A 24,382-nucleotide genomic window follows, 5' to 3' on the forward strand; every position below is an offset into this window, starting at 1 on the left:
ACGGCATAAGGGAGACAATAATTAATGACAGATGAACAACAGGCAAACATTACGGCGGCGGTTCGGACGATTTTGACTAACGTCGGCGAAGATCCAGATCGGGCTGGCTTAGTTGAAACACCCATGCGTGTCGCAAAGGCATACGCAGAGATGTTTTCTTCTTTGGATAAGGAAGAATTTGTTGATTACAAGTTATTTAAAGAAGACACAAATGCGGATATGGTCCTCGTGGGCCAGATTCCGTTTTACTCAATGTGTGAACATCACTTACTCCCATTCTTTGGGCAGGTCAATGTGGCCTACGTGCCAAAAGATGGAACGATCATTGGTCTTAGCAAGATCCCGCGGTTAGTGGATTTTGTAACACGGCGGCCAACCGTTCAGGAAAATGTAACGAACGAAATTGCTGCGGAATTAGTCCGGATTTTGGCGCCTGCTGGGGTGGCTGTTAGTGTTTCGGCTCGTCACATGTGCATGGAAATGCGCGGGGTCAATAAGACGGGCTCCGTGACCCAAACGGTTAAATATACCGGAACGTTTAAAACTGACGCAGCGCTTCGACAAGAGTTTCTTACGAGGACAAGTCATGGCAACCTTAACCTATGAGGTCTTACTAGCGACGTTAAATCGGGCGATGCTGGCCGGCTTTGACGACCGGGTGCCACTGTTACGGAAAATATTGGCGGCCGCCGGTGCACCTGATCACGCCGCTCCAAAAATCCATGTGGTTGGTACAAACGGAAAGGGATCCACTGTGGCTCTAACAGCGGCGATTTTGCAAGCCGCCGGGTTCACCGTGGGAACTTTTTCTAGTCCGGCCGTTAGTGATGATCGCGAACAGATCCAAATTAACGGTCAGTTGATCAGCCGGGACGCGTTTGTGGCAAGTTATCAGGCGCTGTTACCAACGGTTATTGCTGTGGCCGGTGCTAGTGATCAGCTCAGTATTTTTGAATGGGAGTTTTTGATTGCGGTGTGGTGGTTTGCCAACCAACACGTGGACATGATGTTATTTGAAGCCGGGTTAGGTGGGCTGATGGATGCAACCAATGCGATTAGTGCGCCGTTGTTAAGTGTTGTGACGCACATTGCGTTGGACCACACGCGAATCCTGGGACCAACAATTACTGACATTGCCCAAAATAAGGCCGGAATCATTAAATCAGGAACGACTGTTGTGTTGGCAGATGGTGAGCCCATGGCGGCCATTACCGTTGTGGAGGCCGCTGCAAAAGCAAAGAACGCCCCGCTAAAGCGAGCACAAGTAAGCGTCCAGTTAACCCACGTTCGGCCGGAAACCACGGGCACCCGGATGGATATTCATTTGGCCGAGGAAACCATAACTAACGTGCGGCTGAACTTGGTTGGTGAGCACCAGGTGACCAACGCGGCGACGGTTGTGACCATTATTAATCAGTTGCGGCTTGCCGGTTGGCAGATTTCAGTAGCGGCAATTCGCACGGGGTTCGAGCGGGTTCAATTGCCGGGCCGAATGACCTACCTACCTGAAACAACGGGGCACCCAGCGCTGTGGATCGACGGGGCCCATAATCCAGACGGGATGCAAGCACTAGTGAAGACACTGCGGCAACTGTATCCAAACAAGCGGCTAACGTTTGTCCTTGGTTTCCTGGCGGATAAAAATGTCGACGAAATGTTGGCGCAGGTGTTGCCGCTGGCAGACCGGGTGATTTTGACGGTTCCAGACCAACACGAGCGGGCATTGGCAAGTTCTACTCTGGCAGAAAAGGTCACGGCGGTATTAACGCGCCAGCAGTTAGCGGATGTTGCCGTGCAATTAGCCCCAACTGCGCAGATGGCACTAACTTTATTACGTGAAACGCCAGGATCAACACCAATCGTTATTACGGGCAGTTTTTATTTGATTCGGGCATTGCGGGAGGCAGGACTAAATGAGTAAACCACTGTTAGTGGCAGCGACCAATAATCGGCAAAAATTTGCCGAACTTGCGCGCGTGTTTGCGGCTAATGGGCAAACGCTTCAGCCGTATTGGCTGTACGTAGGCCGCCAGCAGTTCCCAAAAGAGGGCACGGCGGATTTTACGAATAACGCGGAGGGCAAAGCACGGTTTGTCCAAACGCTTCTGCCAGAGGCTGTCGTCATTGCCGATGACAGTGGTTTGTTGGTGGATGCATTGCCAGACCATTTTGGCATCACGACCATGCGCGAACTGATGGCGCATGCACAAACCGATGCGGCGATGAATGACTATATTCTTGAATTGTTAAATCAACATGCAGGTGAACCACGGACCGCGACGTTGACAACCACGCTAACAGTTGCGGGACCAAATGAAACGTGGTTAACAGCAACGGGGCAAACCAACTTTACGGTGCCAAGTGCTCCGCGCGGTAACCATAGCGTCGGGTTTGACAAAATTATGTGGCTTCCAGAAGTGGGCCTGACGCTGGCAGAATTGCCGGACGCAGCTCGAATTCCGTTTACACCACGGGGAAAGGCAGTGCCCGTTTTATTAGAGAAGATGCGCGCAGTGGGGGTAATTTAATGAAACTCAGTGAATTAACAACTAAACCAGCGACAACGTTTGCAGAAGCAGCACTCGCGGATGCCATGGCGCATCATCAACAGATTGGGCTCCAATTTAGTGAGTTCAGTGGTGAAGAACAGAACCGTTTGGTTGCATTACTTGGAAATCTTGATGCCGTTACTTTTTCCAGCAGTGCGGATCAAGCAAGCATTCAAACGCTGGTGAACAGTGCTGCTTTGCCAGTCCTAGCGAACCAACTTGAGCGACAATTTGCTGATTCGGCGCTGGTTGAAACATTGCAAACCATTCAACGGGCTCGCGAAGTCCACTGGCTGGCCGGACGATTTGACTTTAACGTGTCAACCACGCCGCTCATTTACGGAATTGTTAACGTTAGCCCAGAATCATTTTATGATGGTGGTCGTTACGTTGAGATGACGAGTATTTTGAACCGGGTTCAAGAACTGGTGGACGCGGGCGTTCCCGTCATTGAACTTGGTGGGCAAACGACCCGTCCCGGGTTTAAAGAACTACCCGTGGATGTCGAAATTGACCGGGTGGTTCCTGCCATTCGGGCGGTGAAGGCGCGTTTTCCGGAGGTGGCCATTGCAGTTGATACATACAAGTTGCCGGTGATGAAGGCCGTTTTGGCGGAGGGTGTCGACATCATTAATGATGTTAATGCGTTTACAGATGACCTTCGAAAGTTGACCCTGCTGGCACCATCATCCGTTGGGGTGTTAACGATGCACGCCAGTCGGGGGCATGAATATGAAAATTTGACCACATCCATGCGAGACTTTTTCACCGATAATCTTGCTGCGCTGGAAGCAGCGGGCATTGACCGTGAACGGATCGCACTGGATGAAGGAATTGGTTACGCCAAGGTTGCTGATGGGTACCAAGACTTTACCATGATGCGCAATATTGACCAGTTTTTACCGCTGCAACGCCCGTTAATGATTGCGATTTCGCGGAAGGGCTTTGGTCATAAGCTCTTTGGCTTGGCCAAAGATGACCGCCTGCCTGTGACCCTGATTGCGGAAGCGTACATGTATTTACATGGGGGCCGAATTTTACGGGTTCACGACGCAACGGAGACGGTCCAATTGGTCAAGTTGCTTCAGACGATTGAAAGTAGTTACTGGTTTCCAGATCGTGACGAACCAACACGTCACTAATCGTGAACCAGGACGACGGCCATGATTTGGTCATTGAAGTGGGATCGCCAAAAGCTAATCAAAAAATGGTGTATAATGAAGTTTCAAAAAAACGTTAGGGGAAGTTTGTGAACCTATGGCAAAATTGCATTTAACAAGCGCACAGATCCAGCTGATTTTGCGCGAACATCATTTATTGGTTGATGTCGTTCAACCGACGCCAGGTGCTGGTGAACTGGACGTGACGTCTGTGACCTATGATTCACGAACGGCCGCAGCTAACGGGTTATTTTTCTGCAAAGGAAATTTTAACGTTGCTTACCTTGAAACGGCCGTTGCGGCCGGGATTACCGGGTACGTGTCAGAAATCGCCTACCCAGAGCAACCCGTTACGGGCTTCATTGTTTCAAACGTTCAGCAAGCAATGGCACTGCTGGGGGCGGCGTTTTATGGCTATCCCCAAGATGACCTGTTCATCGTTGCCTTTACGGGGACGAAAGGGAAGACGACCTCGGCCTACTTTACACGGGGCATCCTTCAGCAATCGACTGAAAATAAAACGGCGCTGTTTTCGACGATTGATCGAATCCTCGGCCCACGTCCAGAGCAAGAATTTAAGTCTGATTTAACCACACCGGAATCACTGGATCTATTCCATGACATGCGGGAAGCGGTGGATTCAGGGATGACCCACCTAGTGATGGAGGTCTCCTCACAGGCGTATAAACGGGACCGTGTCTTCGGCTTGACGTATGATGTTGGTGTGTTCTTGAACATTACACCAGATCACATCGGCCGTAATGAGCACCCCACGTTTGCTGACTATTTATTCTGTAAATCACAACTGTTGGTCAACTCGCGGCGGTGTATTATCAATGCTGAAACAGACCACTTGAAAGACGTGTACATGGCGGCCAAAATGACAACGGCACCAGAAAACATCTATGTGTATGCCCGCGAAGGGGTTACGCCAACGATTGATGTCCCGGTAAACTTTCGGTTCCGCAGCAATGAAGATAACCTGAAGGACGCTAAGTTCACAGTGTCAGCGACGGCAAATGAATCAGCCATTGACGTTAGTGGTGATTATGAGTTGGCGTTACCAGGTGACTATAACGAAAGTAATGCGGTGGCTTCGATCATTGCGGCAACACTTGCCGGGGCCACAGTCGCGCAGGCCCAAACGAGTCTGCCAACGACCCGTGTTCCAGGACGGTTCGAATCAGTGCAAACAAAGCAACATGGCACGATATTTGTGGATTATGCCCATAATTACGCTTCTGTTAAAGCATTGTTGTCGTTTTTACACAAACAGTATGACGATAGCCGGGTGATCGTTGTGGTGGGGAGCCCTGGTGACAAGGGGATCTCACGGCGCGAAGGGTTTGGTAAGGCACTGAATGAAGAAGCGGATGTGGTTTACCTCACGGCGGATGATCCTGGTTATGAAGATCCTGCTGACATTGCGGCCCAAATTGATGCGCACATTGATCACGAGCGCGTGGATGTCCACGTGCAGATTGATCGCCCAACAGCCATTCATGATGCCATTTCAGATAGTCATGGCAACGATATTGTGGTTTTGGCGGCGAAGGGTGAAGATCCGTATCAAAAGGTGCGGGGCGTTGACACACCATACCCAACGGACATGGCGGTGGCTAAACGAGTCGTGGCTGATTTAGAGGGCTAAGGCCGGGCGCCGATGACCCTGTTTGATAAGGAAGCAAATTAAAATGGCCGATTTCCCACGGCGGGAAATCGGCCATTATCATTGGTAAAAGGCGTTTTGGAACGGTTTAACTGAAGATGTGAAGTGACACCCCTAAAATAATGGTCAGCAGAAAGCCAGCACCGAGCAGCCAGTAAAGGGTGGTCGTCACGTGGGTCTCCTGTTTTCTTGCAAAAACAATTTCAATGAGACCAATTAAAATGATGCCGAAGAGACCCTTAATGATGGTCAGTAGTGGGGCATGACTGAACGTTCCGGCGGCCTCGATGACGCCGCTAATGATCATAATCATGTACAAAACACGACTCCACATGAGCCAGACCTTAATGCGTTTTTCCGTTTTGCTAGCAAGTCCAGCAATTACGGTAATGAGTAAAAAAATGGCGCCCCAGAGGTGACTGGCGATAAGTAGGTTCATAATGAGGTCCTTTCCGTGCACACAACTTGACATGTAATTATAGTTATTCTAGCATGGTTAAACCACGGCGTTAAGCAGTGTTTAATGCGCTAAATAAATTCGCCAACGGTCGAAGTGATAAAGGAGGTCGCAGTGTGGGTGATTTAACCGAGGGAAAGCCCTTAAAATTAATTTTCTTGTTTACAATGCCGCTGCTCATTGGGAATTTATTCCAGCAGTTGTACAACATTTCAGATACGGTTGTTGTGGGGCAGACGCTTGGTGTCGACGCACTTGCGGCCGTTGGATCAACCGGGTCAATCAGCTTTTTGATCATTGGTTTTGCGCAGGGACTGACGGCGGGGCTATCAATTGTGACTGCCCAGCGATTTGGGGCCCGGGATGCAAAGGGCGTTCGCGAAAGCTTTGCCGCGAGCATTTGGATTAGCATTGCGGTCACGGTGACACTAACCGTGCTGTCGTTAGCATTTGTGCACCCAATTCTTTACTTAATGCAAACACCGACTGCAATTTATCATGATGCCCAAACGTTTATTTCCATCATTTTTGCAGGAATCTTTGCCTCCGTGGCGTTTAACCTGTTATCAAACATGATCCGCGGGCTGGGTGATTCACGGACGCCGTTATATTTTTTGATTATTGGGACTGTTATTAACGTTATTTTAGAACTGGTTTTCATTCTTGTGTTTCATATGGGTGTTGCCGGGGCCGGTTATGCGACGGTGATTTCACAAATGATTGCCAGCATCTTATGTATGGTTTACATTTGGCGGCACGTCCCGTTACTACGAATCACTGCGCAGGACATGCGGGCCGGACTGGGGCAACTGTGGGAACACTTTGCAACCGGATTGCCAATGGGTTTTCAAATGTCGATCATTGCCATCGGAACGATTGTCATGCAGGCTGCACTGAACAGCTTGGGAACCGATTCGGTGGCTTCGTCAACAGCGGCCAGTAAAATTGACCAAATTGCGACAATGCCGATGTCCTCATTTGGGGTAACGATGGCAACATTCGCGGCGCAAAATATGGGCGCCGGAAAGTACCGCCGAATTATCACGGGGGTTCGACAAACCCTCGTTTTGTCAGGTGGTTTTGCCATTGCGGTCGGAATTTTGGAAGTGGTTTTTGGCCGCTCATTGGTGAAGCTTTTCATCAGCAATGGGAATGAACACGTCCTCCAATTGTCACAAACGTACTTCAATGTGATTGCGACGAGTTATATTTTTCTAGCAGTCTTATTTATTATCCGAAATACCCTTCAAGGGGTTGGTCAGCAAGCAATGCCGACGTTTGCGGGAATTGCGGAACTGGTCATGCGGACCCTGACAGCCTTCTTTTTGGTTGGTCCACTTGGCTATGCCGGGGCAGTTTCGGCCGAACCACTGGCCTGGGTCGGCTCGTGTATTGTGTTGATTCCATCATACATGCGGGCAATTCGGCAGTTACGAAATCTACAAAACATGCATGATCAAAATGAACAGGACAAAGCGATTTCAGAGGCCACAAGCCCAGCAGAGAGCAAAAGTTGAATTTTGTTGTGAATTTTGTTAAGATACATTCTCGTATGCAAGTTTGCATGGGACCAGAATAACCGATGATCACCCAGTGTGATCCGGAACTTGAGGTGAAATAAATGGCTGAATTACACGTTGGAGATGTTGTTACCGCTAAGAAGTTTGGTCCGTTTGAACATGATTTCGGTGGTGAACTGGAAAAGGTTTATGAAAACTCGGCCCTTATTTTAATCGATGATTATAACGATGGTGATAGTATGACGGTTAGCGAAATGAACCGTCGGGCCGTGGTTAAAAACGATGACATCAAAGTGATCAAGGCAGCACCAGTACCTGAGCCAGATCCAGATGCTGAAGATGACGACGATCAGGATAAAAAATAACAATGATGAGCATGGCCATTAACGCCGTGCTCTTTTTTGTATGTCAAAATTAAAAAAAGGTTGACGACATTCTCATGGTAATGTAATATATCGTTAATTTAACAAAACCGTTGATTGAATGTTGCGGAGTAGGCAAGTCGTTATGCAAAGCGAGTACCGTTGGTGAAAGGGTATGATAACCACTTGGTTGAAAGGCAAATTCAGGCACACACCACTCGAGGTGTGTCGGGGGACGCCCCGTTATCCACCAGTTTTGTAGAGGAAACTTTGCAAAGAAGAGATGACACTGTCATTGAAAAAAAGGTGGTACCACGTGAAAACGTCCTTTAGATCTTAACTGATCTAAGGGACGTTTTTTTTGGACCAACGGGAATGAAAGGATGAGTTTATGCCAACACAAGAACAAGCACCACAGCTAGAACGATCATTAACAAGTCGCCATATAACCATGCTGGCGCTCGGTGGCGCCATTGGTGCCGGGTTATTCAAGGGAAGCGCGAACGCGGTCCACACAGCGGGACCAGCCGTCATCTTAGCCTATTTGCTTGGTGGACTCATTTTGTTGTTCATCATGCAGGGAATGGCGGAGATGACCGCCAATAATTCATCCGCGACCGGATTTTCTGGGCTCTTGGCGCCTATCTTGGGTCCGTTTGCGGCGTACATGGTTGACTGGGCGTACTTCACGATGTGGTTTGTCGACATCACCGCCGAAGCCATTGCCGCAGCTAGTTTCATTCAGGTTTGGTTTCCACAGGTGCCGACGTGGGCGATCGTTTTGGTCATTGCCGTCACCATTTCTGGAATCAACCTCATGTCGGTTCGTTGGTTTGCTGAAACAGAGTACTGGCTGGCAATAATGAAGATTTCTGTCATCATCTTTTTTATCTTTGCGGGTGTCTTTTTGATTGGCCGCAACATGGTGACAGCACCGCATGCGTTTACAAATCTAACGGCTCACGGTGGCTTCTTCCCTCATGGGGGCTTTGGTGTGTTAAGTGCCATGCTGATCGTCATTTACTCATTTGCGGGTTCTGAGTTAATTGGGATTACGTTAGGCGAAGTGAAGAATCCGCAAAAGGTGATTCCTAAGGCAGTTCACGGCATCATGGTGCGGATCATCACATTTTATCTGATTCCATTTTTTATTATCGTCACGTTGTTTCCGTGGAACCAACTTACAGATAAGGTGAGTCCGTTTGTTGCCGTTTTTCAACTGTTAAACATTCCGTATGCCTCGGACATTGTTAACTTCGTCATCATTTTGGCGTTAATTTCATCCATTAATTCCGGCATTTATTCGGCCTCACGACTGTTATTTGTTCAAAATCAACGAAACCGGCGGCAAACAAAGGTGACTGCTGCGCTAACCCGGTTGAATCGCAATCACGTCCCGTTTGTTGCAGTCCTTACTTGTTCCCTGTCGTTGTTTGCGGGCGTTCTGGTCACGTTTTTCATTGGGAATACCTTGTTTACCTATTTGGTAGGTTCCATCAGTTACACCATTTTAGTGATTTGGATGTTACTTTGTGTGGGGCATATTCGAAGCCGGAAGGTGGCCTTTGACGTGAACACGTATCACACAAGTTTATATCCGTGGACGTCGTGGTTTTCATTAATCGCGTTGGTGTTGGTCTTCTTTGGGATTTTATTATCAACAACGTGGATCATAACGGTCTTAACGGTTGGCATCTACGTTGGCCTGTGTGCGTATTATTACCTGACGCAACGCACAACGTTAGATCATAAGAATTCTGGTGAAAAGCCTGCTGCATAAGTGAATGACAGGCGAACCCGAAATTTGGTGCATAAAATTAATAAAAAGTGCTGACAGAAATGGATTGCTATGCTAAACTATAAAAGTTGAAGTTTTGCGGGTGTAGTTTAGTGGTAAAATCCAAGCTTCCCAAGCTTGTGTCGCGAGTCCGATTCTCGTCACCCGCTTAAATTAATTCTTTTATCGAAAACGTCATGACTCAGATGAGCCGTGACGTTTTTTTGTTCATTAAAAATGACTGCACCGCCTGAATGAGTGATTGCCAATGAAAATCAGGCGGTCGTTTTCAAACACGTGATGAAAATTTTCAAAATAATCAACAAAGTAAACATTTTTCCTTGCAACTCAGTAACCGAAGAACTATTATAAGTGCGTAAAGAAAACTTAATTGGCGATGACGTTCGCCATAAAGGCCTGCGGGTTCTGATGACGTCTACTACATCTTTTTTGGTGTGGTAGGCGTCATTTTTTTTGAACCAGCACATTGAGGGGGAGTTGGTAAAGATGGAACAAACGGAAAGTGAACGGCACCATGTTGAAACAGTGGATCGGTTTGAGCAACAGTACCGCGGACAGGGGTTAACCGGTAGTGAGCAAGCGGCCAGTCGGCAGGCACACGGTGATAACCATGTTGCCTATCAACAGACAACGTTCTGGCAAAGTACGGTAAAACGGCTGTGGGGGCCCATTCCATGGCTCCTTGAGGCGGCAATTGTGTTTGAATTGGCGCTTGGAAAGCTCTTGCAGGCGGTTGTGGTCGTTGGCATGCTACTCTTTTCAGCCATTGATGGCGCAATTCAAGAACGCCGGGCTAACCGGGCACTAAAGTTCGTTCAGCAAGGATTAGTGCCAACGGCGCGCACCTTAAGCGATGGCCAGTGGGCGTTTCAACCAGCCGATGACTTGGTGGTTGGGGACATCATCCATCTTCGTGCAGGCGACATGGTTCCGGCCGATGCCCGCATTGTTGTTGGGCAAGCGAGTGCTGATGAATCGGCAGTGACGGGTGAAACGGTTGCCGTCGCGCGAGAAACTGGTGATCTACTAACGGCTGCGAGCATGGTCGTTGGTGGCGAAGTGATTGCCGAAGTAAGTGCGGTCGGGGCAACCAGCAGTTATGGGAAGACCGTCACATTAGCACAAACTGCGGATGTTCCAGGGCGACTGGAACGGTTATTGTTCACGGTTGTTCGCTACTTAGCCTACTTAGATGCAGCACTAACCGTGGTGTTAGTGATTGCCGCAATTTTCCATCACACCAGTTGGCAAGAGTTATTACCATTTATTGCAATTTTAATCATCGCGACGATTCCAGTGTCGATGCCAGCAAGTTTTACGGTCGCCAATGCGGTTGAAGCACAGGTGCTTGCGCGGGAGAACATTCTTGCAACGGGGCTTAGTGGGATTCAGGAAGCCGGGACGATGGACGTTCTGTTGGTTGATAAGACTGGGACACTGACAGAAAACAAACAGGCATTAGTGAGTGTTGAACCAGTTGTAACCTTTACCAAACAACAATTGTTATCGTGGGCGCGGGTTGCAACCAGCGCAACAGCTCAGGACGCAATCAGTAAGGCTGTGCAGGCGGGAACCGGTCAACAAGCCGCCATCATTCCCGCCGTGACAGAATTTATTCCGTTTGATGCTCGGAAAAAGGTTGCCGAAGCCAAAATTATTGAGGACAGTGTTGCAAAGACGATCACGTTTGGGGCGCCAGAGGCCGTGGCCACTCGGTTAAATCTAACGGTGTCGCAGTCAGCGGTTAGCAACTTGGCCGATCAAGGTCAGCGGGTTCTAGCGGTTGGGGTCACAGATGATCAGCAACAATCACAGTTAGTTGGGCTCCTCGGGTTTTCTGATACACTTCAGCCGAATATTGCTGATCAAATTGCACAGTTAAAAGCTGCGGGGATCAGAATCGTGATGTTAACAGGTGATGGCGTGAGCACGGCCCAAGCAATTGCCAGTCAAATCGGCTTAACGGGCGCAATCGTTAATGGCATCGATCACCCCGTTGATTTAACGACTATTGGTGGGTTTGCTAACGTCTATCCACAGGATAAACAAACAATTGTTCAGCGTTTCCAAGAAGCAGGTAACGTGGTTGGGATGATTGGTGACGGGGTCAATGATGCGGCCGCTCTTCATCAGGCAGACGTCGGCATGGCCGTTTCTAATGCCCGTGACATCGCTAAACAAGCGGCTCGGTTAGTGTTGGCTCATGCTGGGCTGATTGATGTTGGTGTGGTCGTTGCAAGTGGTCGGCGCGTATATCAGCGGATGATGACCTGGACCATCACGAAGTTATCACGGACAGCGGTCCTCACAGCCCTGTTAACGTTTGGGTTTATGCTAACGGGTCGTTTCCCAATTTCACTGAATTTAATTGTTTTGATCGTGGTGCTTAACGATTTAGTGACATTAGTACTGGGAACCGACCGGACGGGTGATCTCCAAACGACACCGCGGTGGGATCTCCCGACCATTAGCCGATTAGCCGCCTGGTTGGCCACCGGCTGGTTGATTGTAGGCTTAGCGATGATCATTTTAAACCAACAAATTTGGCACTTTTCCGCCGGCTGGGTCAGTTCGACGTTATTGATGTACCTGATGTTTTCCTCAATGATGACAATTTTGATGACCAGAACGGATAAGTCATGGTGGCGGAGTTATCCAAGCCGGGCAGTTTCCGGAATGGTTGGCTTAAACATTGTGGTGACAATTGTTATTGTGACCGCTGGTTGGTTGACCGGTGCGGTTAGCGTGGTCACCACGGTGTTGGTCTTAGGCACAGTGTTAATTGTCGGAACACTGATGGATGCGTTTAAACAACGTTTCTACCGGCGCCATGTGATGGGAAGTGATGGTGAATGAGGCGGCTAACGAATCAGCTCATGTCAAACTGAACTTGTCACATTAAAAAATCACGTAAATAAAGGGAGTCGAAATTATGCAAACAATTGAACAGGTTAAGGCACGCGAAATCTTTGATTCACGGGGCAATCCAACCGTTGAGGCAGACGTCATTCTAAGTGATGGGACCCGCGGGCGGGCAGAAGTTCCGTCCGGAAAATCAACGGGAGAAAATGAAGCCGTCGAGTTACGTGATGGTGGTGACCGTCTCGGTGGGCGTGGCGTTAGCAAAGCCGTGAACAACGTTAATACGGAAATCAATGCGGCATTAAAGGGGAAGTCGCCGTTTGACCAAGCCCAAATCGATCAGGTGATGATTGATCTGGATGGCACACCGAATAAGGCCCGGTTGGGGGCAAACGCGATTCTTGCGGTTTCAATGGCAACGACCCGGGCAGCCGCAAATGCGAAGGGCGAACCGCTGTATCGTTATCTGGGTGGTGTCGACTTAGAGTTACCACAAACGTTCCATAACGTCATTAACGGCGGGGAACATGCGGATAACGGGATCGATATGCAAGAATTCATGATTACACCCATTAAACGGACCAGTTTCCGTGACGGGTTTGAGAAAATTGTGAACACGTACCACACGTTAGCGGGCTTACTGGAGAAGGCGGGCTACGCCACTGGTTTAGGTGACGAAGGTGGTTTTGCGCCAGACTTGCCTTCGAGTGAAGAAGCATTAAAAATGCTCCATGAAGCAATTATCGCAGCTGGTTACGAACCCGGGACCGACATTGGTATTGCTTTTGATGCGGCAGCCACGAGTTTTGCACAACCAGACGGGACGTATAAGTTTGAAGGATCAGTCAAAACAGCCGACGAAATGGCAGCTTACTACACAGGCCTTCTCGATGCGTTTCCGGAAATTGTGTCGATCGAAGATCCGTTTGGAGAAGACGATTGGGATAACTTTGAGAAGTTCACGACGGCAAATAGTGACCGGGTTCAGATTGTGACGGACGACAATATTTGTACAAATCCAATCCTTATTCGGAAAGCCATCAAGCAAGGGATGGCTAACAGTTTATTGATCAAGCCAAACCAAATCGGGACGATCACGGAAACACTGGAAGCAATTCGGTTAGCCCGTAAAAATGGCTACACAACGATGATGTCACACCGTTCTGGCGAAACGGGTGATCCATACATCGCTGATTTAGCAGTTGCAACAAATGTTGGCGAAATTAAGAGTGGTGCGCCGGCGCGCAGTGAACGGGTGGAAAAGTACAACCAGTTCTTGCGCATTGAGGAAGAGCTTGGAGAGAAAGCACGGCTTGCTCACTTTCCGAATGTAATTGATTTAGACTAAGCGATAAACATGCGTAAGCGGAGTGCCTAATTTCCATTTTTGGAAGTTAGGCACTTTTTTTGACAGCGATTTGGTTCGGAAACGTGAGGGTGGATGACAAGCCCAAGTCAGGATGAACGTCATCAAACACTTAGGGGCTGCTAATGTTTAACCACTGAATCTTTACATAGACAAGACAGTTGATCGTTGGCTTTTTTAATATTTTTTTCAAATGGGTTGCTCTGGGAAAGTTCCTTTAAGACTGGGCATTGAGCAACTAAATGTGTGGATAAGACTGCCGCGTGGTGATCCCAACACTTGCGGGATTGTATAGACAAGCTTTATCGTCATATATGAAAGCGGTTACAAAAAGAGAGGAGGTTTCTCAATGCTTAAAAAATACACCAGTGTGTACGATACGTTAATGACAGAAATTAGTCGTGGTGAAATTTCTGTTGGGACATTCCTACCGGGTGAAAACCAATTAGCTGAACGGTTTGAAACATCGCGGGAAACGATTCGCCGAGCGTTGACCCTGATGCAGGAAAGTGGCGTCATTCAAAAGATTCGGGGCAAGGGCTCACTGGTGTTAGCACGAAGTGATTTTGTTCTTCCAGTTTCTGGTTTGACCAGTTATAAAGAGGTTTCTGAACGGTTGAGCATTCGGGTCGATACGCGCGTGCAGCGAATTGAAGGGCGGCCATTGCCAGTCCGCGATTTTCGGGCATTAAATCCAGATGTTACGGCGCAAACAATGCTCTATGTGGAACGGCTTCGGGTGATCGATGGCCTGGCCGTGATTATTGACAAAGATTATATTTCTCCAGACGTTGTGTTAACGATTCCAGAGGTCAAAGCGGCAAATTCATTGTTTGAATATTTCGAACATGACCTGGATCTAAGCATCGGTGTCGCCCAAAAGCTCATTACCATCGAAGCAGCAACCCAAATGGATCGACGGCTTCTTGATCTTGACGGCCAGACGGACATTGTGGTGGTTCGGAGCAAAACGAGTTTAACGGATGGCCGCACGATTTCTTATACAGAGTCACGGCACAGAGCCGATAAATTTCGGTTTGAAAGCTTTGCGCGCCGGATTCATGCGGAATGAGTGGGAAAAATCAAGGCTGGAGAGAGGAAACAGAACAATGGATTTTCGACAAAAGGTGATCTATCAAATTTACCCAAAGTCTTTTTATGATAGCGACGGTGATGGGCTGGGGGATCTTCGGGGCATTATCGAAAAAGTCCCGTATTTACAGTTGTTAGGCATCGACATGGTTTGGCTTAACCCGTTTTTTGTTTCGCCGCAACGGGATAATGGGTATGATGTCGCGGATTACCGCGCGGTTGATCCACGATTTGGGACCATGGCGGACTTTGAAGAATTAGTCGCCGTACTCAAAAACGTGGGTATTGGGGTCATGCTCGACATGGTGTTTAACCACACGTCAACGACTCATCCCTGGTTTCAAGCTGCGCTGGCTGGCGATGAAAAATACCAAGCATATTATCTGATCCAGGCGCCGAAACCGGATGGCTCATTACCGACCAATTGGCAATCAAAGTTTGGTGGCCCCGCCTGGGCGCCGTTTGGAACGACTGGAAAATATTATCTACACCTTTACGACCAGTCACAGGCTGATTTGAACTGGCGTAATCCGGCGGTCCGCAACGAATGCGCCCAGATCATTAATTTTTGGCGTCAAAAGGGGGTCCAGGGATTTCGCTTTGATGTTATCAACGTTATTGGCAAGCCAGAGCCGCTGACGGATGCCGTTGCCGGAACGGATGGTCGCACGCGTTACACAGATCAACCGGTCGTCGAAACGTACCTTAAGCAGTTAAATCAAATGAGTTTTGGTCGTGATCCAGAAATCGTGACGGTCGGTGAATTATCTTCGACCACAATGGCCGCGAGCGTTGCCTACACCAAACCGCAAAAACACGAACTGAACATGGCGTTTAATTTTCATCACTTAAAGGTGGATTATGACCACGGTCAAAAGTGGACCGATCAGCCTGTTAATTACCGGTTGCTCAAGGAAACATTGACCAAATGGGAAACAAATTTAGCAGCTGACGGCGGCTGGCCAGCACTTTTTTGGAATAACCATGATCAGCCGCGGGCGTTAGACCGGTTTGGCGATGTGGGCCGCTACCGGGTTCAGGCCGCTGAAATGTTGGCAAATGTCGTTCACCTGTCGCGAGGAACCCCGTTCGTTTATCAAGGGGAGGAACTGGGGATGAGTGATCCTGAGTACACCAGCATGAATGATTATGTCGATGTGGAGGCGCACAACGCGTACCAGGCATTGCTTACGGCAGGCAAAAGCCCCGCAACGGCGTTTCGAATCGTTCAACGGAAAGCGCGGGATAATAGTCGAACACCAATGCAGTGGCAAAATGACGCACAGGCCGGTTTTACCACAGGGACCCCGTGGCTTCGCGCCACTAATCAAGCCATCATTCACCAGGGCGCACCAATGAGTCAACAAATTTTTAGCTACTATCAACGACTGATTGCGTTACGCCACACGTTTAAATTGATCAGTGACGGTGACTTTCTCGCTGTTCCGACGGTTGATGATGATGTGTATGGTTTCGAGCGTCGCTGGGGCACAGAACGGTTACTGGTGGTTGCAAACTTTTCGGGGCACACCAAGCCATTTCAAGTGCCGAGAGACTATTTAGACGCTCGCGTGTTAATCAGTAATTATGTGGACGCAAAGCCAAATGATCAGACATTACAGCCTTACCAAAGCACTGCATTTTACGTTGGTAATCACTTGTTGAGAGGGGATTGAGCACAATGGCAAACAATAAAGCATCAATTATGGCACCAGTTACAGGGCAGATGATGCCCATCACTGATGTAAAGGATCCGGTTTTTTCACAAAAAATGATGGGTGATGGGTTTGGGATTGAACCAACAGACGGGCATATTGTCGCTCCCGTTAGTGGCACGGTGATGTTGGTTGCGCACACTGGCCATGCGCTGGGGTTTAAAACGGCAAGTGGGATGGAAGTGCTCGTTCATCTAGGAATTGACACGGTGGAGCTAAACGGCGGTCCGTTTGACATAACGATCCAGGAGGGCGCTACCGTAACTGCTGGCGATGTCGTTGGCACCATGAACCTGGCTGAAATTGACCACGCAGGCAAGCAAAAGACCGTGATTACAGCAATTACTAACACTGATGCTGTTTTGGATCATTTAACGGTTAAACCAGGAACGGTTACGGCTGGTGATGTTGCGGCGGATGTAACCCTCAAGACGGCTCAGCAAGATTCAGCGGCAGCGTCCACGACTAAGGGTGAATCCAAGTATGAAACACTGGCTAAACAGATCGTGCAACTCGTTGGTGGCAAGGCCAACGTGAATAGCGTGATTCACTGTATTACACGGGTGCGTTTTTACCTCAAGGACGATCACAAAGCGGATGACGAAGCCATTCGGAACCTGGATGGTGTTATTGATATTGCCAAGTCAGGTGGTCAGTATCAAGTTGTCATCGGACCAGCCGTGACGGAGGTTTATAACGGGGTCATTAAGGTTCTTGGACCCGAATTTTCTGAAGACGGTGACGCCAGTGTTGCAGCGCCAAAACAGGTCGCTCCTAAAGGGATGTGGCCAGCCACAAAGTTTTATTTTTCTCAGTTGATCGGTGTGATTACTGGGTCCATGATTCCCATCATTGGTTTACTGGCCGCAGCTGGGATCTTAAAGGGCACGCTCGCGTTAGCGACCACGTTTCATTGGGTATCTGCCACCAGTTCAACGTACGTGATCGTCAGCGCCATGGGGGATTCAGTCTTCTTCTTCCTCCCAATTTTTGTTGGTTACACGGCGGCGCGCCGACTTGGTGCCGACCCGATCATTGTGGCCATTATTGGTGGGGTTATGACTTACCCGACGATTGTTAAAGCGGCCGCCCAGACGTCAAAAAGTTACTTTCTCGGCGTCAACATGAATGTCAATCTCTTTGGACTGCCCATCCATTTAGTGAATTATTCGTACTCCATCTTCCCAATTATTGCGGCTGCGTACATGGCTGCCAAACTAGAACCATGGTTGAAAAAACATATGCCAATGGCATTGCAAATGATCTTTAACCCATTGATTGAAGTGTTTGCGGTCAGTGCTGTTATCCTCATTGTTGTGGGGCCCATCATTAGTATTTTGAGTTCTGGAATTGCCGCTGGCTTGATGTGGCTTTATAATGCCAGTCCGACAGTTGCCGGGGTAATTATTGGCGGGTTCTACCAGTGTCTCGTTATCTTTGGGTTGCACTGGGCGGTGATCCCAATTGTGGCTAATCAAATTGCTGCGGACGGAAGTTCTCAAATTAACGCATTAGTTTCTGCTTCCATGGTGGCGCAAGGTGGGGCGGTCCTGGCAATTCTCTTAAAGACAAAAACGGCCAGTCTTCGTGAACTGGCTGCCGGGGCCACAATTTCTGCGTTTAGCGGAATTACGGAACCCGCAATGTACGGGATTAACCTGAAGTATGGGCGGGCCTTTATCACAGCTTGTATTGGTGGTGCTGCGGGTGGTCTCATAACTGGTCTATTACGAGTGAATATGTGGGGATTCACGGGTTCCTTGATCGGTTTTACGTCGTTTGTTAATCCAAAGGGACTAGATGCCAGCTTCTGGGGGTACTTGTTGGCCAGCGCAACGTCATTGGTCGTTTCGTTTGCCTGCACGTGGGCCTTTGGGTTTAAAGAAAGCGACGTCGCTAATAAAAAGATGGGCGTCAAGAAAGTCCGTCTGGGGAATCGTGAACCGGTTGCGCACTAGGTGAAGCGACGTGCTGCGTGTTTGATTCAATATGGTAGCTAAACTTAAATCCTGGCTTATTCTGAATGGATGTGTTACTCTGTTACCAATGAGTTGAAAGCAATACTCATCCTCTCGGTGACTTGGAACATCATTGAAAGTCACTATTTAATGTTTAACGAGATTAAACCAATAGTTAATTGAAGCCTCGATCTTCGTCGTTATGACAAGGTCGGGGCTTTTTGTGTTTCGTTGGTTGGCAAGGATTAAACGGTCAGAAATAATAAAGGCACACAATCGGGTGACTGTGTGCCTTTATTATTAGCGAGAAATGGTAACGACTTCCGGTTAAATTAAGCGGAGAACCTTACCGAAGTGACTTTCGATAGCCAGCAGCCTGCGCTTCTGATTCTGAACTGAATGTAACAGCGTTAGCGGGGCTGATATGATAGGATACCTGATCTGGCATGTGGTAGATGTGTGACTTTGAATCACCGATGATACCGCCCTCTGTGGTCGCCACCGTTGAGGATTGTTCAGCAACGGCCTTTTGCGAGCTTGCTGCGGCTGCGTTTGCGGCGGATTGGGCACTTGATGACTGCTTGGCAGCGTCAACTGATTGGCGCGAGGCGCTTTCTTCAAGTGATTGGCTCGCCGACGTACTCTCAGCAATAGACTGGCTCATTGAGTTTCGAGTTGAAGATGATGAATCGTCAACGTGTGAACTTGTGATTGTTTTAGTGGCTTTTTTATGCTGACGAGGTGACAAACTGCCCGTTGAAGTAGTGGATCGTGGTGCCGTGGTTTGCTCAGAAGAACTAAACGGTCCGATGAGTGATGCAATGGCGAAAATGCTGGTGAGAATTAGTAAGCTAATTCGTAGCCACTTTGTCATTGTTTTTCGTTGATAAAGGCGGTAGGCGGCGTAAGCAAAAAGGGCGGCAAATAAAAGACCAAAAAATTTATCCATAAACGAGACTCCGTTTTCGTTTTAAAATCGTAAAGAAGTGATGGCCGTGAGAAAAGGCATGCGATGGCACATGATTCACGCAGTGCAAATGGTAATAATGGTTTTTGAAAATAAATGAAATTGTGCTTGAAAATTATTTTTAATAAATATTCATAAAATTAGAATTTTTTATAAAATCATTTTTAACTGGATTTTGACGCCAAAAAGGTGGTTTTATAAATAGGAATTAAAATTCTTTTCTATAAAAAATATTTTATAATAAAATATATAAGCGGTCAACGAACTTATTGAAAAGTAAATTAAATTAATTTACACGTGGCATTTAACTAAACTGCCGCAAGTGTCTGTTTAATCGGGCTTGCAGTTCAGCAGGAATGTGGTACGATATTCATAGATATTTAGAATCATTCTAAATGTAAATGAATGAAACAAAGAATGGGGCAATTAGGATGGAAACAACAGTAGAGAAGAAGAAGCGGCCGACCGCCTCACTAGCACAACGCATCAACATCATGCGAGCTAGCGTGATGGGTGCTAACGATGGTATTTTATCTGTTGCTGGGATCGTTATCGGGGTGGCGGGAGCGACGAACAGTCCGAACGCGATCTTCCTAGCCGGGATTGCCGGCATGCTTGCCGGAACAATTTCTATGGCGATGGGGGAATGGGTCTCCGTTAGCACGCAGCGTGACTCGGAGCAACGGGCCATTCAGCGTGAAACGGTTGCAGTTGCTGAACACATGCCGGAAGAAATTACCTTTATTAAGGATAAGTATATGCAACAGGGGATTTCAGCAGAACTTTCTGAACAAGCGGCCCATGAAATGATGGCCGGTGACCCGTTATACATTGGGGTCCGGGAACGTTACGGCTTTGATCCTAAAGTGAAGACCAGTGCCATTGGAGCGGCAGTTGCTTCCATGATTTCGTTTCCGCTGGGATCGATTTTGCCCCTCGTCGCAATTACCTTCTTCCCGGCCCGAATCCGGATTATTGCCACGATTATTTCAGTAATAATTGCGTTATCAGTTACCGGATTTACAGCCGCAGCCCTTGGAAATGCGAATCGTTATAAAGCAACACTGCGAAATGTTGTTGCTGGGATTTTGACGATGGCCGTTACCTATGCCATTGGTTTGTTATTTGCACGGTAGGCTTATCGAGAATGAGGAAATGAGGGAAAGTAAATGCAACAAGATGGGGTTAAAACTAAAACACGGCCAAAAATGACCATGGCGGAACGATTGAACACGTTACGGGCTGGTGTGCTCGGCTCAAATGACGGGATCTTAACGGTTGTCGGGGTACTGTTTTCAGTTGCCGTGGCAACAACCAATCAGTTCACAATTTTTATTGCTGGTTTGTCAGATTTACTCGCATGTGCGTTTTCGATGGCTTCTGGTGAATATGCGTCGGTCAGCTCACAAAAAGATACAGAAAAGGCCGTCGTGGCCGAAGAAAAGGCGCTGTTGGACAGCCAACCAGACGTCGAGGCTGGCATTGTCAAAGCGTACTACGTTGAACGAGGGGTTAGCGAGGAGACCGCCCAGGCAATCACAAACGAACTTATGCACGAAAATCCACTGGGCACGTTGGTTCGAATTAAAGATGATCTTGAACTAGGTGAATACATGAATCCGTGGAACGCTGCGTTTTCATCGCTCTTTGCGGCAGCGGCCGGAGGACTGTTTCCACTTTTTGCGATGACCTTTTCACCAGTTAACATTCAGTGGCCCATGACAATTTTTGCCGTGACCCTGTCCGTGGCCTTAACGGGTTATCTAAGTGCCAAACTGGGGGACGGCTTAGCAAAACGTGCCATCATTAGAAATGTGATTGTTGGCCTTGTAACGATGTTCATTCACTACCGCGTGGGGTTACTTTTATAATTAATGATGAAAAGACTGACCTCTGTGTCAGTCTTTTTTGACAGTTAAAATGCGAAGGCCTTAGCGTTGATAGCACGTGGCCTGTGTTATACTGACAAGCAAATCATTCTAGGAGGTGGTTTCAACGCTTAATAAATCATTTTCGGCGTTATCAACGCCTGAGTTGTACCAGATCTACCGTGCACGAACGGATGTCTTTGTTGTTGAACAAAACTGTGCCTATCCCGAGGTCGATGACATTGATCTTACGGCTCAGCATTTGTTCGAGCAGGCGGCTGATGGCCATCTTGAAACGTACTGTCGCATTTATGCCGGTGCGCAAGGTGCTGTGTGGCACATCGGCCGGGTGTTAGTGGCACAGCAGGATCGTGGCCGCGGCTTGGCGCGACAAGTATTGACGACCGCATTAACGTGGCTTTCTGAACAGACGACCGCAACAACGGTTGAAGTTGAGGCACAGGTGTATTTAACCGCTTTTTATGCCTCGCTTGGTTTTAAAGCAGAAGGTGATGCATTTGATGATTTTGGGATTATGCATCAGAAAATGACGTTGCAATTGGTCGCCAACGGGCAATGATTGTGTTTCACGATAAAGGCTGTTATAATATCAAGAGTTTCCGGTTAGAGAAGTAGTTTCACCACTGAATCCTAAGCGAGTCGCGGTCGATGGAAGGCGATGGTTCAGCGAAACGAAGCGTGTTAACCGTTTGATAAATTAATCAATGAGTGGGATGACTGGTAACAGCCGTCCAATAAGAGTGGTACCGCGGGCAACCGCCTCTTACATGAACATGTAGGGGGCGGCTGTCCTTTTTTATGCAGAAAGGATGACATTATGGATAATAAAACTTTAATTGCAACAGCCATTAGTACAGCTTTAGATGGTGAACTGAGTGTTGAGACCATCGTTGATAAGTTGGAACAACCAAAAACTTCTGACCTGGGAGACTGGGCCTTTCCCGCCTTCATGTTGGCAAAAACGATGCACAAGGCACCAAACATGATTGCCGCTGACCTGGCTGAAAAAGTCGCAACGGATGACTTTGAAACGGTTCAAGCAGTGGGACCATACCTTAATTTCTTCTTAAAAAAGGGAAATTTTGCGGTTGATACGTTAACCGCCGTGCTAACGGAAAAGGAAAATTACGGTCAACAAGACATTGGCCATGGTGGTAACGTGCCGATCGACATGTCATCCCCAAACATTGCCAAACCAATTTCAATGGGGCACTTGCGTTCAACTGTGATCGGAAACGCATTGGCAAACATCCTAGCTAAGACGGGTTACAATCCCGTCAAAGTAAACCATTTAGGTGACTGGGGAACCCAGTTTGGAAAGTTGATCCAAGCGTATAAGATGTGGGGAAGCGAGGAAGAAGTTAAAGCTGACCCCATCAACAAGTTACTGGAATACTACGTGCGTTTTCATGAAGAAGATAAAGCGCATCCTGAAATGGACGATGCTGCCCGTGAATGGTTCCTGAAGCTTGAAAACGGGGATGAGGAAGCCATGCGCTTGTGGAAGTGGTTCCGGTCAGAATCACTGAAATCCTTCATGAAGATCTACGATGAGTTAGGAATTACGTTTGATTCCTATAACGGTGAGGCCTTTTATAACGATAAAATGGCTGAAGTGGTTCAAATTCTGGAAGACAAGCACCTGCTGCATGAAAGTAAAGGGGCCGAAGTTGTCGACCTGGATAAGTATGACCTGAACCCGGCCCTGATCAAAAAGTCTGATGGGGCAACACTGTACATTACCCGTGACTTAGCTGCCGCTATCTACCGGAAACGTGAATACAACTTTGTGCAATCCCTGTACGTTGTTGGGGCGGAACAAATCAACCACTTCAAACAATTGAAGGCTGTGTTGACGGAAATGGGCTTCGACTGGGCCGACCAAATTCACCACGTTCCGTTTGGATTGATCACGTTAAACGGGCAGAAGTTGTCAACTCGGTCCGGCCGCGTTGTTTTATTGGAAGATGTTTTGAGTGACTCCAAGAAATTGGCAATGAAACAAATCGAGGAAAAGAATCCTGATTTAGCAAACAAGGAAACGGTTGCGCACGAAGTTGGTGTCGGGGCGGTTATTTTCCATGATCTGAAGAACGAACGCATGAACAGCTTCGACTTTAACTTAGAAGAAGTGGTTCGTTTCGAAGGGGATACTGGTCCTTACGTGCAGTATGCGCGTGCTCGGGCTGAGAGTATCCTCCGGAAGGCCCACAAAACGGACTTCGCGATGGATGACCTGAGCATTGACGATCCAGCTGCATGGAACACGATCAAGTCATTAAGTGAATTTGACCATGTTATCAAACGCGCCGTGACGGATTACGAACCATCGATCATTGCCAAGTACGCGATCAACTTGGCCCGTGATTTCAATAAATACTATGCAAATTCTAAGATCTTGGTGGAAGACGCTGGGTTAAACGCCCGTTTAGCACTGGTTAAGAGTGTCAGCATCGTTCTGAAAGAAAGCTTGCGGTTATTGGGCGTTGATTCACCAGACGAAATGTAGGGTGGTGGCTGAATGCGAAAGCAAGATCGGCAGGCAGCAATTTTAGAGTTGGTGCGCAGCGAACAGGTGGTAAACCAGGATGACCTACAAAAGCGTTTGGCTGAAAACGGCGTTTCAACAACACTTGCCACATTATCTCGCGACTTAAAGGAGCTCCACATTGTGAAGGAGCCAACGGTCACGGGACCGGCAGTGTACCGTGTCCTAAAGCAACCGGTTCCGGTGCCAATGGATCACTTTGCACAGCAATTTGGTGAAGTGGTTGTGGATTTCACTCAGGTTGAATTTATGAACGTTGTGAAAACCACGCCAAGTGACGGAAACGCACTGGCTGCGTTAATTGATGAATTAATGGAGTCACGGATTACGGGCACGTTGGCCGGTCATGACACCATTTTGATCATTAGCCCGAGTAAAATGGCGGCAACGTCATTACACGAGATGTGGGCTGCCTACTTAAATTAGTAACCTGAGACGGACCGCTTTCCTAACGTTGGAAAGCAGCCCGT

At 48.1% G+C, this 24,382-nt stretch carries 20 protein-coding genes, 1 tRNA gene and 1 riboswitch; of the genes, 19 read left to right on the forward strand and 2 right to left on the reverse strand.

The window, feature by feature from the left end; genetic code table 11:
• Positions 1 to 24: 24 nt before the first annotated feature.
• The 5 genes from folE (at position 25) to ACRYI5_RS00610 (ending at position 5,360) form a co-directional block, all read left to right on the forward strand.
• On the forward strand, positions 25 to 606 hold the full coding sequence (gene folE, locus ACRYI5_RS00590) for a GTP cyclohydrolase I FolE (RefSeq protein ID WP_407880183.1): 582 nt from the start codon (positions 25 to 27) through the stop codon (positions 604 to 606).
• Positions 587 to 1,921, forward strand: coding sequence for a bifunctional folylpolyglutamate synthase/dihydrofolate synthase (locus ACRYI5_RS00595; RefSeq protein WP_448223880.1), 1,335 nt, complete (start codon positions 587 to 589; stop codon positions 1,919 to 1,921). The genes folE and ACRYI5_RS00595 overlap by 20 nt, the downstream gene beginning before the upstream one ends.
• Positions 1,914 to 2,528: a non-canonical purine NTP pyrophosphatase gene (locus tag ACRYI5_RS00600; RefSeq protein WP_407880180.1), complete on the forward strand. Its 615-nt coding sequence runs from the start codon at positions 1,914 to 1,916 to the stop codon at positions 2,526 to 2,528. Before ACRYI5_RS00595 ends, ACRYI5_RS00600 begins: the two co-directional genes overlap by 8 nt.
• Positions 2,528 to 3,691: a dihydropteroate synthase gene (gene folP, locus ACRYI5_RS00605; RefSeq protein WP_448223881.1), complete on the forward strand. Its 1,164-nt coding sequence runs from the start codon at positions 2,528 to 2,530 to the stop codon at positions 3,689 to 3,691. Before ACRYI5_RS00600 ends, folP begins: the two co-directional genes overlap by 1 nt.
• Before the next feature lie 115 nt (positions 3,692 to 3,806).
• Positions 3,807 to 5,360 (forward strand): UDP-N-acetylmuramoyl-L-alanyl-D-glutamate--2,6-diaminopimelate ligase, encoded by a 1,554-nt coding sequence (locus tag ACRYI5_RS00610; protein WP_448223882.1) that lies wholly within the window; start codon positions 3,807 to 3,809, stop codon positions 5,358 to 5,360.
• A 106-nt stretch (positions 5,361 to 5,466) separates the two neighbouring features.
• Here ACRYI5_RS00610 and ACRYI5_RS00615 read toward each other — a convergent pair whose 3' ends face one another.
• On the reverse strand, positions 5,467 to 5,817 hold the full coding sequence (locus ACRYI5_RS00615; protein WP_448223883.1) for a DUF1516 family protein: 351 nt from the start codon (positions 5,815 to 5,817) through the stop codon (positions 5,467 to 5,469).
• Between the two features lie 134 nt (positions 5,818 to 5,951).
• Here ACRYI5_RS00615 and ACRYI5_RS00620 point away from each other — a divergent pair, with 134 nt between their 5' ends.
• From ACRYI5_RS00620 to ACRYI5_RS00660, 9 genes are all read left to right on the forward strand, one after another.
• Positions 5,952 to 7,352: an MATE family efflux transporter gene (locus ACRYI5_RS00620; protein ID WP_448223884.1), complete on the forward strand. Its 1,401-nt coding sequence runs from the start codon at positions 5,952 to 5,954 to the stop codon at positions 7,350 to 7,352.
• Positions 7,353 to 7,456: 104 nt separating this feature from the next.
• Positions 7,457 to 7,720 carry a DUF2187 domain-containing protein gene (locus tag ACRYI5_RS00625; protein ID WP_407880170.1) on the forward strand — a complete coding sequence of 88 codons (264 nt, stop codon included), beginning with the start codon at positions 7,457 to 7,459 and terminating at the stop codon, positions 7,718 to 7,720.
• A 388-nt stretch (positions 7,721 to 8,108) separates the two neighbouring features.
• Positions 8,109 to 9,497, forward strand: coding sequence for an amino acid permease (locus ACRYI5_RS00630; protein ID WP_448223885.1), 1,389 nt, complete (start codon positions 8,109 to 8,111; stop codon positions 9,495 to 9,497).
• Positions 9,498 to 9,593: 96 nt separating this feature from the next.
• A tRNA-Gly gene (locus ACRYI5_RS00635) sits at positions 9,594 to 9,664 on the forward strand.
• A gap of 214 nt (positions 9,665 to 9,878) precedes the next feature.
• A riboswitch (Fluoride riboswitch) is annotated at positions 9,879 to 9,940 on the forward strand.
• A 61-nt stretch (positions 9,941 to 10,001) separates the two neighbouring features.
• The gene (locus tag ACRYI5_RS00640; protein WP_448223886.1) at positions 10,002 to 12,371 is read left to right on the forward strand and encodes an HAD-IC family P-type ATPase; all 2,370 of its coding nucleotides are present in this window, start codon (positions 10,002 to 10,004) and stop codon (positions 12,369 to 12,371) included.
• 76 nt (positions 12,372 to 12,447) lie between these two features.
• Positions 12,448 to 13,725: a phosphopyruvate hydratase gene (gene eno, locus ACRYI5_RS00645; protein WP_448223887.1), complete on the forward strand. Its 1,278-nt coding sequence runs from the start codon at positions 12,448 to 12,450 to the stop codon at positions 13,723 to 13,725.
• A gap of 367 nt (positions 13,726 to 14,092) precedes the next feature.
• Complete coding sequence (treR, locus tag ACRYI5_RS00650) at positions 14,093 to 14,815, forward strand: trehalose operon repressor (RefSeq protein ID WP_448223888.1); 723 nt, start codon at positions 14,093 to 14,095, stop codon at positions 14,813 to 14,815.
• A 37-nt stretch (positions 14,816 to 14,852) separates the two neighbouring features.
• On the forward strand, positions 14,853 to 16,511 hold the full coding sequence (locus ACRYI5_RS00655) for an alpha,alpha-phosphotrehalase (RefSeq protein ID WP_448223889.1): 1,659 nt from the start codon (positions 14,853 to 14,855) through the stop codon (positions 16,509 to 16,511).
• Positions 16,512 to 16,516: 5 nt separating this feature from the next.
• Positions 16,517 to 18,508 carry a glucose PTS transporter subunit IIA gene (locus ACRYI5_RS00660; protein ID WP_448223890.1) on the forward strand — a complete coding sequence of 664 codons (1,992 nt, stop codon included), beginning with the start codon at positions 16,517 to 16,519 and terminating at the stop codon, positions 18,506 to 18,508.
• Between the two features lie 346 nt (positions 18,509 to 18,854).
• Here ACRYI5_RS00660 and ACRYI5_RS00665 read toward each other — a convergent pair whose 3' ends face one another.
• The gene (locus ACRYI5_RS00665; RefSeq protein WP_448223891.1) at positions 18,855 to 19,457 is read right to left on the reverse strand and encodes a sunset domain-containing protein; all 603 of its coding nucleotides are present in this window, start codon (positions 19,455 to 19,457) and stop codon (positions 18,855 to 18,857) included.
• A 449-nt stretch (positions 19,458 to 19,906) separates the two neighbouring features.
• Here ACRYI5_RS00665 and ACRYI5_RS00670 point away from each other — a divergent pair, with 449 nt between their 5' ends.
• The 5 genes from ACRYI5_RS00670 (at position 19,907) to ACRYI5_RS00690 (ending at position 24,338) form a co-directional block, all read left to right on the forward strand.
• The gene (locus ACRYI5_RS00670) at positions 19,907 to 20,611 is read left to right on the forward strand and encodes a VIT1/CCC1 transporter family protein (RefSeq protein ID WP_407880160.1); all 705 of its coding nucleotides are present in this window, start codon (positions 19,907 to 19,909) and stop codon (positions 20,609 to 20,611) included.
• 33 nt (positions 20,612 to 20,644) lie between these two features.
• Positions 20,645 to 21,346 (forward strand): VIT1/CCC1 transporter family protein, encoded by a 702-nt coding sequence (locus ACRYI5_RS00675; RefSeq protein WP_407880158.1) that lies wholly within the window; start codon positions 20,645 to 20,647, stop codon positions 21,344 to 21,346.
• A 115-nt stretch (positions 21,347 to 21,461) separates the two neighbouring features.
• Entirely contained in the window at positions 21,462 to 21,923 is a 462-nt protein-coding gene (locus ACRYI5_RS00680; RefSeq protein WP_407880156.1) for a GNAT family N-acetyltransferase, read from the forward strand.
• 258 nt (positions 21,924 to 22,181) lie between these two features.
• The gene (gene argS, locus ACRYI5_RS00685) at positions 22,182 to 23,873 is read left to right on the forward strand and encodes an arginine--tRNA ligase (RefSeq protein WP_448223892.1); all 1,692 of its coding nucleotides are present in this window, start codon (positions 22,182 to 22,184) and stop codon (positions 23,871 to 23,873) included.
• A 12-nt stretch (positions 23,874 to 23,885) separates the two neighbouring features.
• Positions 23,886 to 24,338, forward strand: coding sequence for an arginine repressor (locus tag ACRYI5_RS00690; RefSeq protein WP_407880153.1), 453 nt, complete (start codon positions 23,886 to 23,888; stop codon positions 24,336 to 24,338).
• Positions 24,339 to 24,382 lie beyond the last annotated feature (44 nt).

The sequence above is a fragment of the Furfurilactobacillus sp. WILCCON 0119 genome (assembly GCF_053471565.1).

Excerpts from the sequence above, each read along its gene's own strand:
- ACRYI5_RS00670 (WP_407880160.1), top strand. The coding sequence starts at position 19,907 with ATGGAAACAACAGTAGAGAAGAAGAAGCGGCCGACCGCCTCACTAGCA.
- ACRYI5_RS00595 (WP_448223880.1), top strand. The coding sequence starts at position 587 with ATGGCAACCTTAACCTATGAGGTCTTACTAGCGACGTTAAATCGGGCG.
- ACRYI5_RS00640 (WP_448223886.1), top strand. The coding sequence starts at position 10,002 with ATGGAACAAACGGAAAGTGAACGGCACCATGTTGAAACAGTGGATCGG.
- ACRYI5_RS00665 (WP_448223891.1), bottom strand. The coding sequence starts at position 19,457 with ATGGATAAATTTTTTGGTCTTTTATTTGCCGCCCTTTTTGCTTACGCC.
- ACRYI5_RS00625 (WP_407880170.1), top strand. The coding sequence starts at position 7,457 with ATGGCTGAATTACACGTTGGAGATGTTGTTACCGCTAAGAAGTTTGGT.
- treR (WP_448223888.1), top strand. The coding sequence starts at position 14,093 with ATGCTTAAAAAATACACCAGTGTGTACGATACGTTAATGACAGAAATT.
- eno (WP_448223887.1), top strand. The coding sequence starts at position 12,448 with ATGCAAACAATTGAACAGGTTAAGGCACGCGAAATCTTTGATTCACGG.
- ACRYI5_RS00615 (WP_448223883.1), bottom strand. The coding sequence starts at position 5,817 with ATGAACCTACTTATCGCCAGTCACCTCTGGGGCGCCATTTTTTTACTC.
- argS (WP_448223892.1), top strand. The coding sequence starts at position 22,182 with ATGGATAATAAAACTTTAATTGCAACAGCCATTAGTACAGCTTTAGAT.
- ACRYI5_RS00630 (WP_448223885.1), top strand. The coding sequence starts at position 8,109 with ATGCCAACACAAGAACAAGCACCACAGCTAGAACGATCATTAACAAGT.
- folP (WP_448223881.1), top strand. The coding sequence starts at position 2,528 with ATGAAACTCAGTGAATTAACAACTAAACCAGCGACAACGTTTGCAGAA.
- folE (WP_407880183.1), top strand. The coding sequence starts at position 25 with ATGACAGATGAACAACAGGCAAACATTACGGCGGCGGTTCGGACGATT.
- ACRYI5_RS00600 (WP_407880180.1), top strand. The coding sequence starts at position 1,914 with ATGAGTAAACCACTGTTAGTGGCAGCGACCAATAATCGGCAAAAATTT.
- ACRYI5_RS00655 (WP_448223889.1), top strand. The coding sequence starts at position 14,853 with ATGGATTTTCGACAAAAGGTGATCTATCAAATTTACCCAAAGTCTTTT.
- ACRYI5_RS00610 (WP_448223882.1), top strand. The coding sequence starts at position 3,807 with ATGGCAAAATTGCATTTAACAAGCGCACAGATCCAGCTGATTTTGCGC.
- ACRYI5_RS00660 (WP_448223890.1), top strand. The coding sequence starts at position 16,517 with ATGGCAAACAATAAAGCATCAATTATGGCACCAGTTACAGGGCAGATG.
- ACRYI5_RS00690 (WP_407880153.1), top strand. The coding sequence starts at position 23,886 with ATGCGAAAGCAAGATCGGCAGGCAGCAATTTTAGAGTTGGTGCGCAGC.
- ACRYI5_RS00675 (WP_407880158.1), top strand. The coding sequence starts at position 20,645 with ATGCAACAAGATGGGGTTAAAACTAAAACACGGCCAAAAATGACCATG.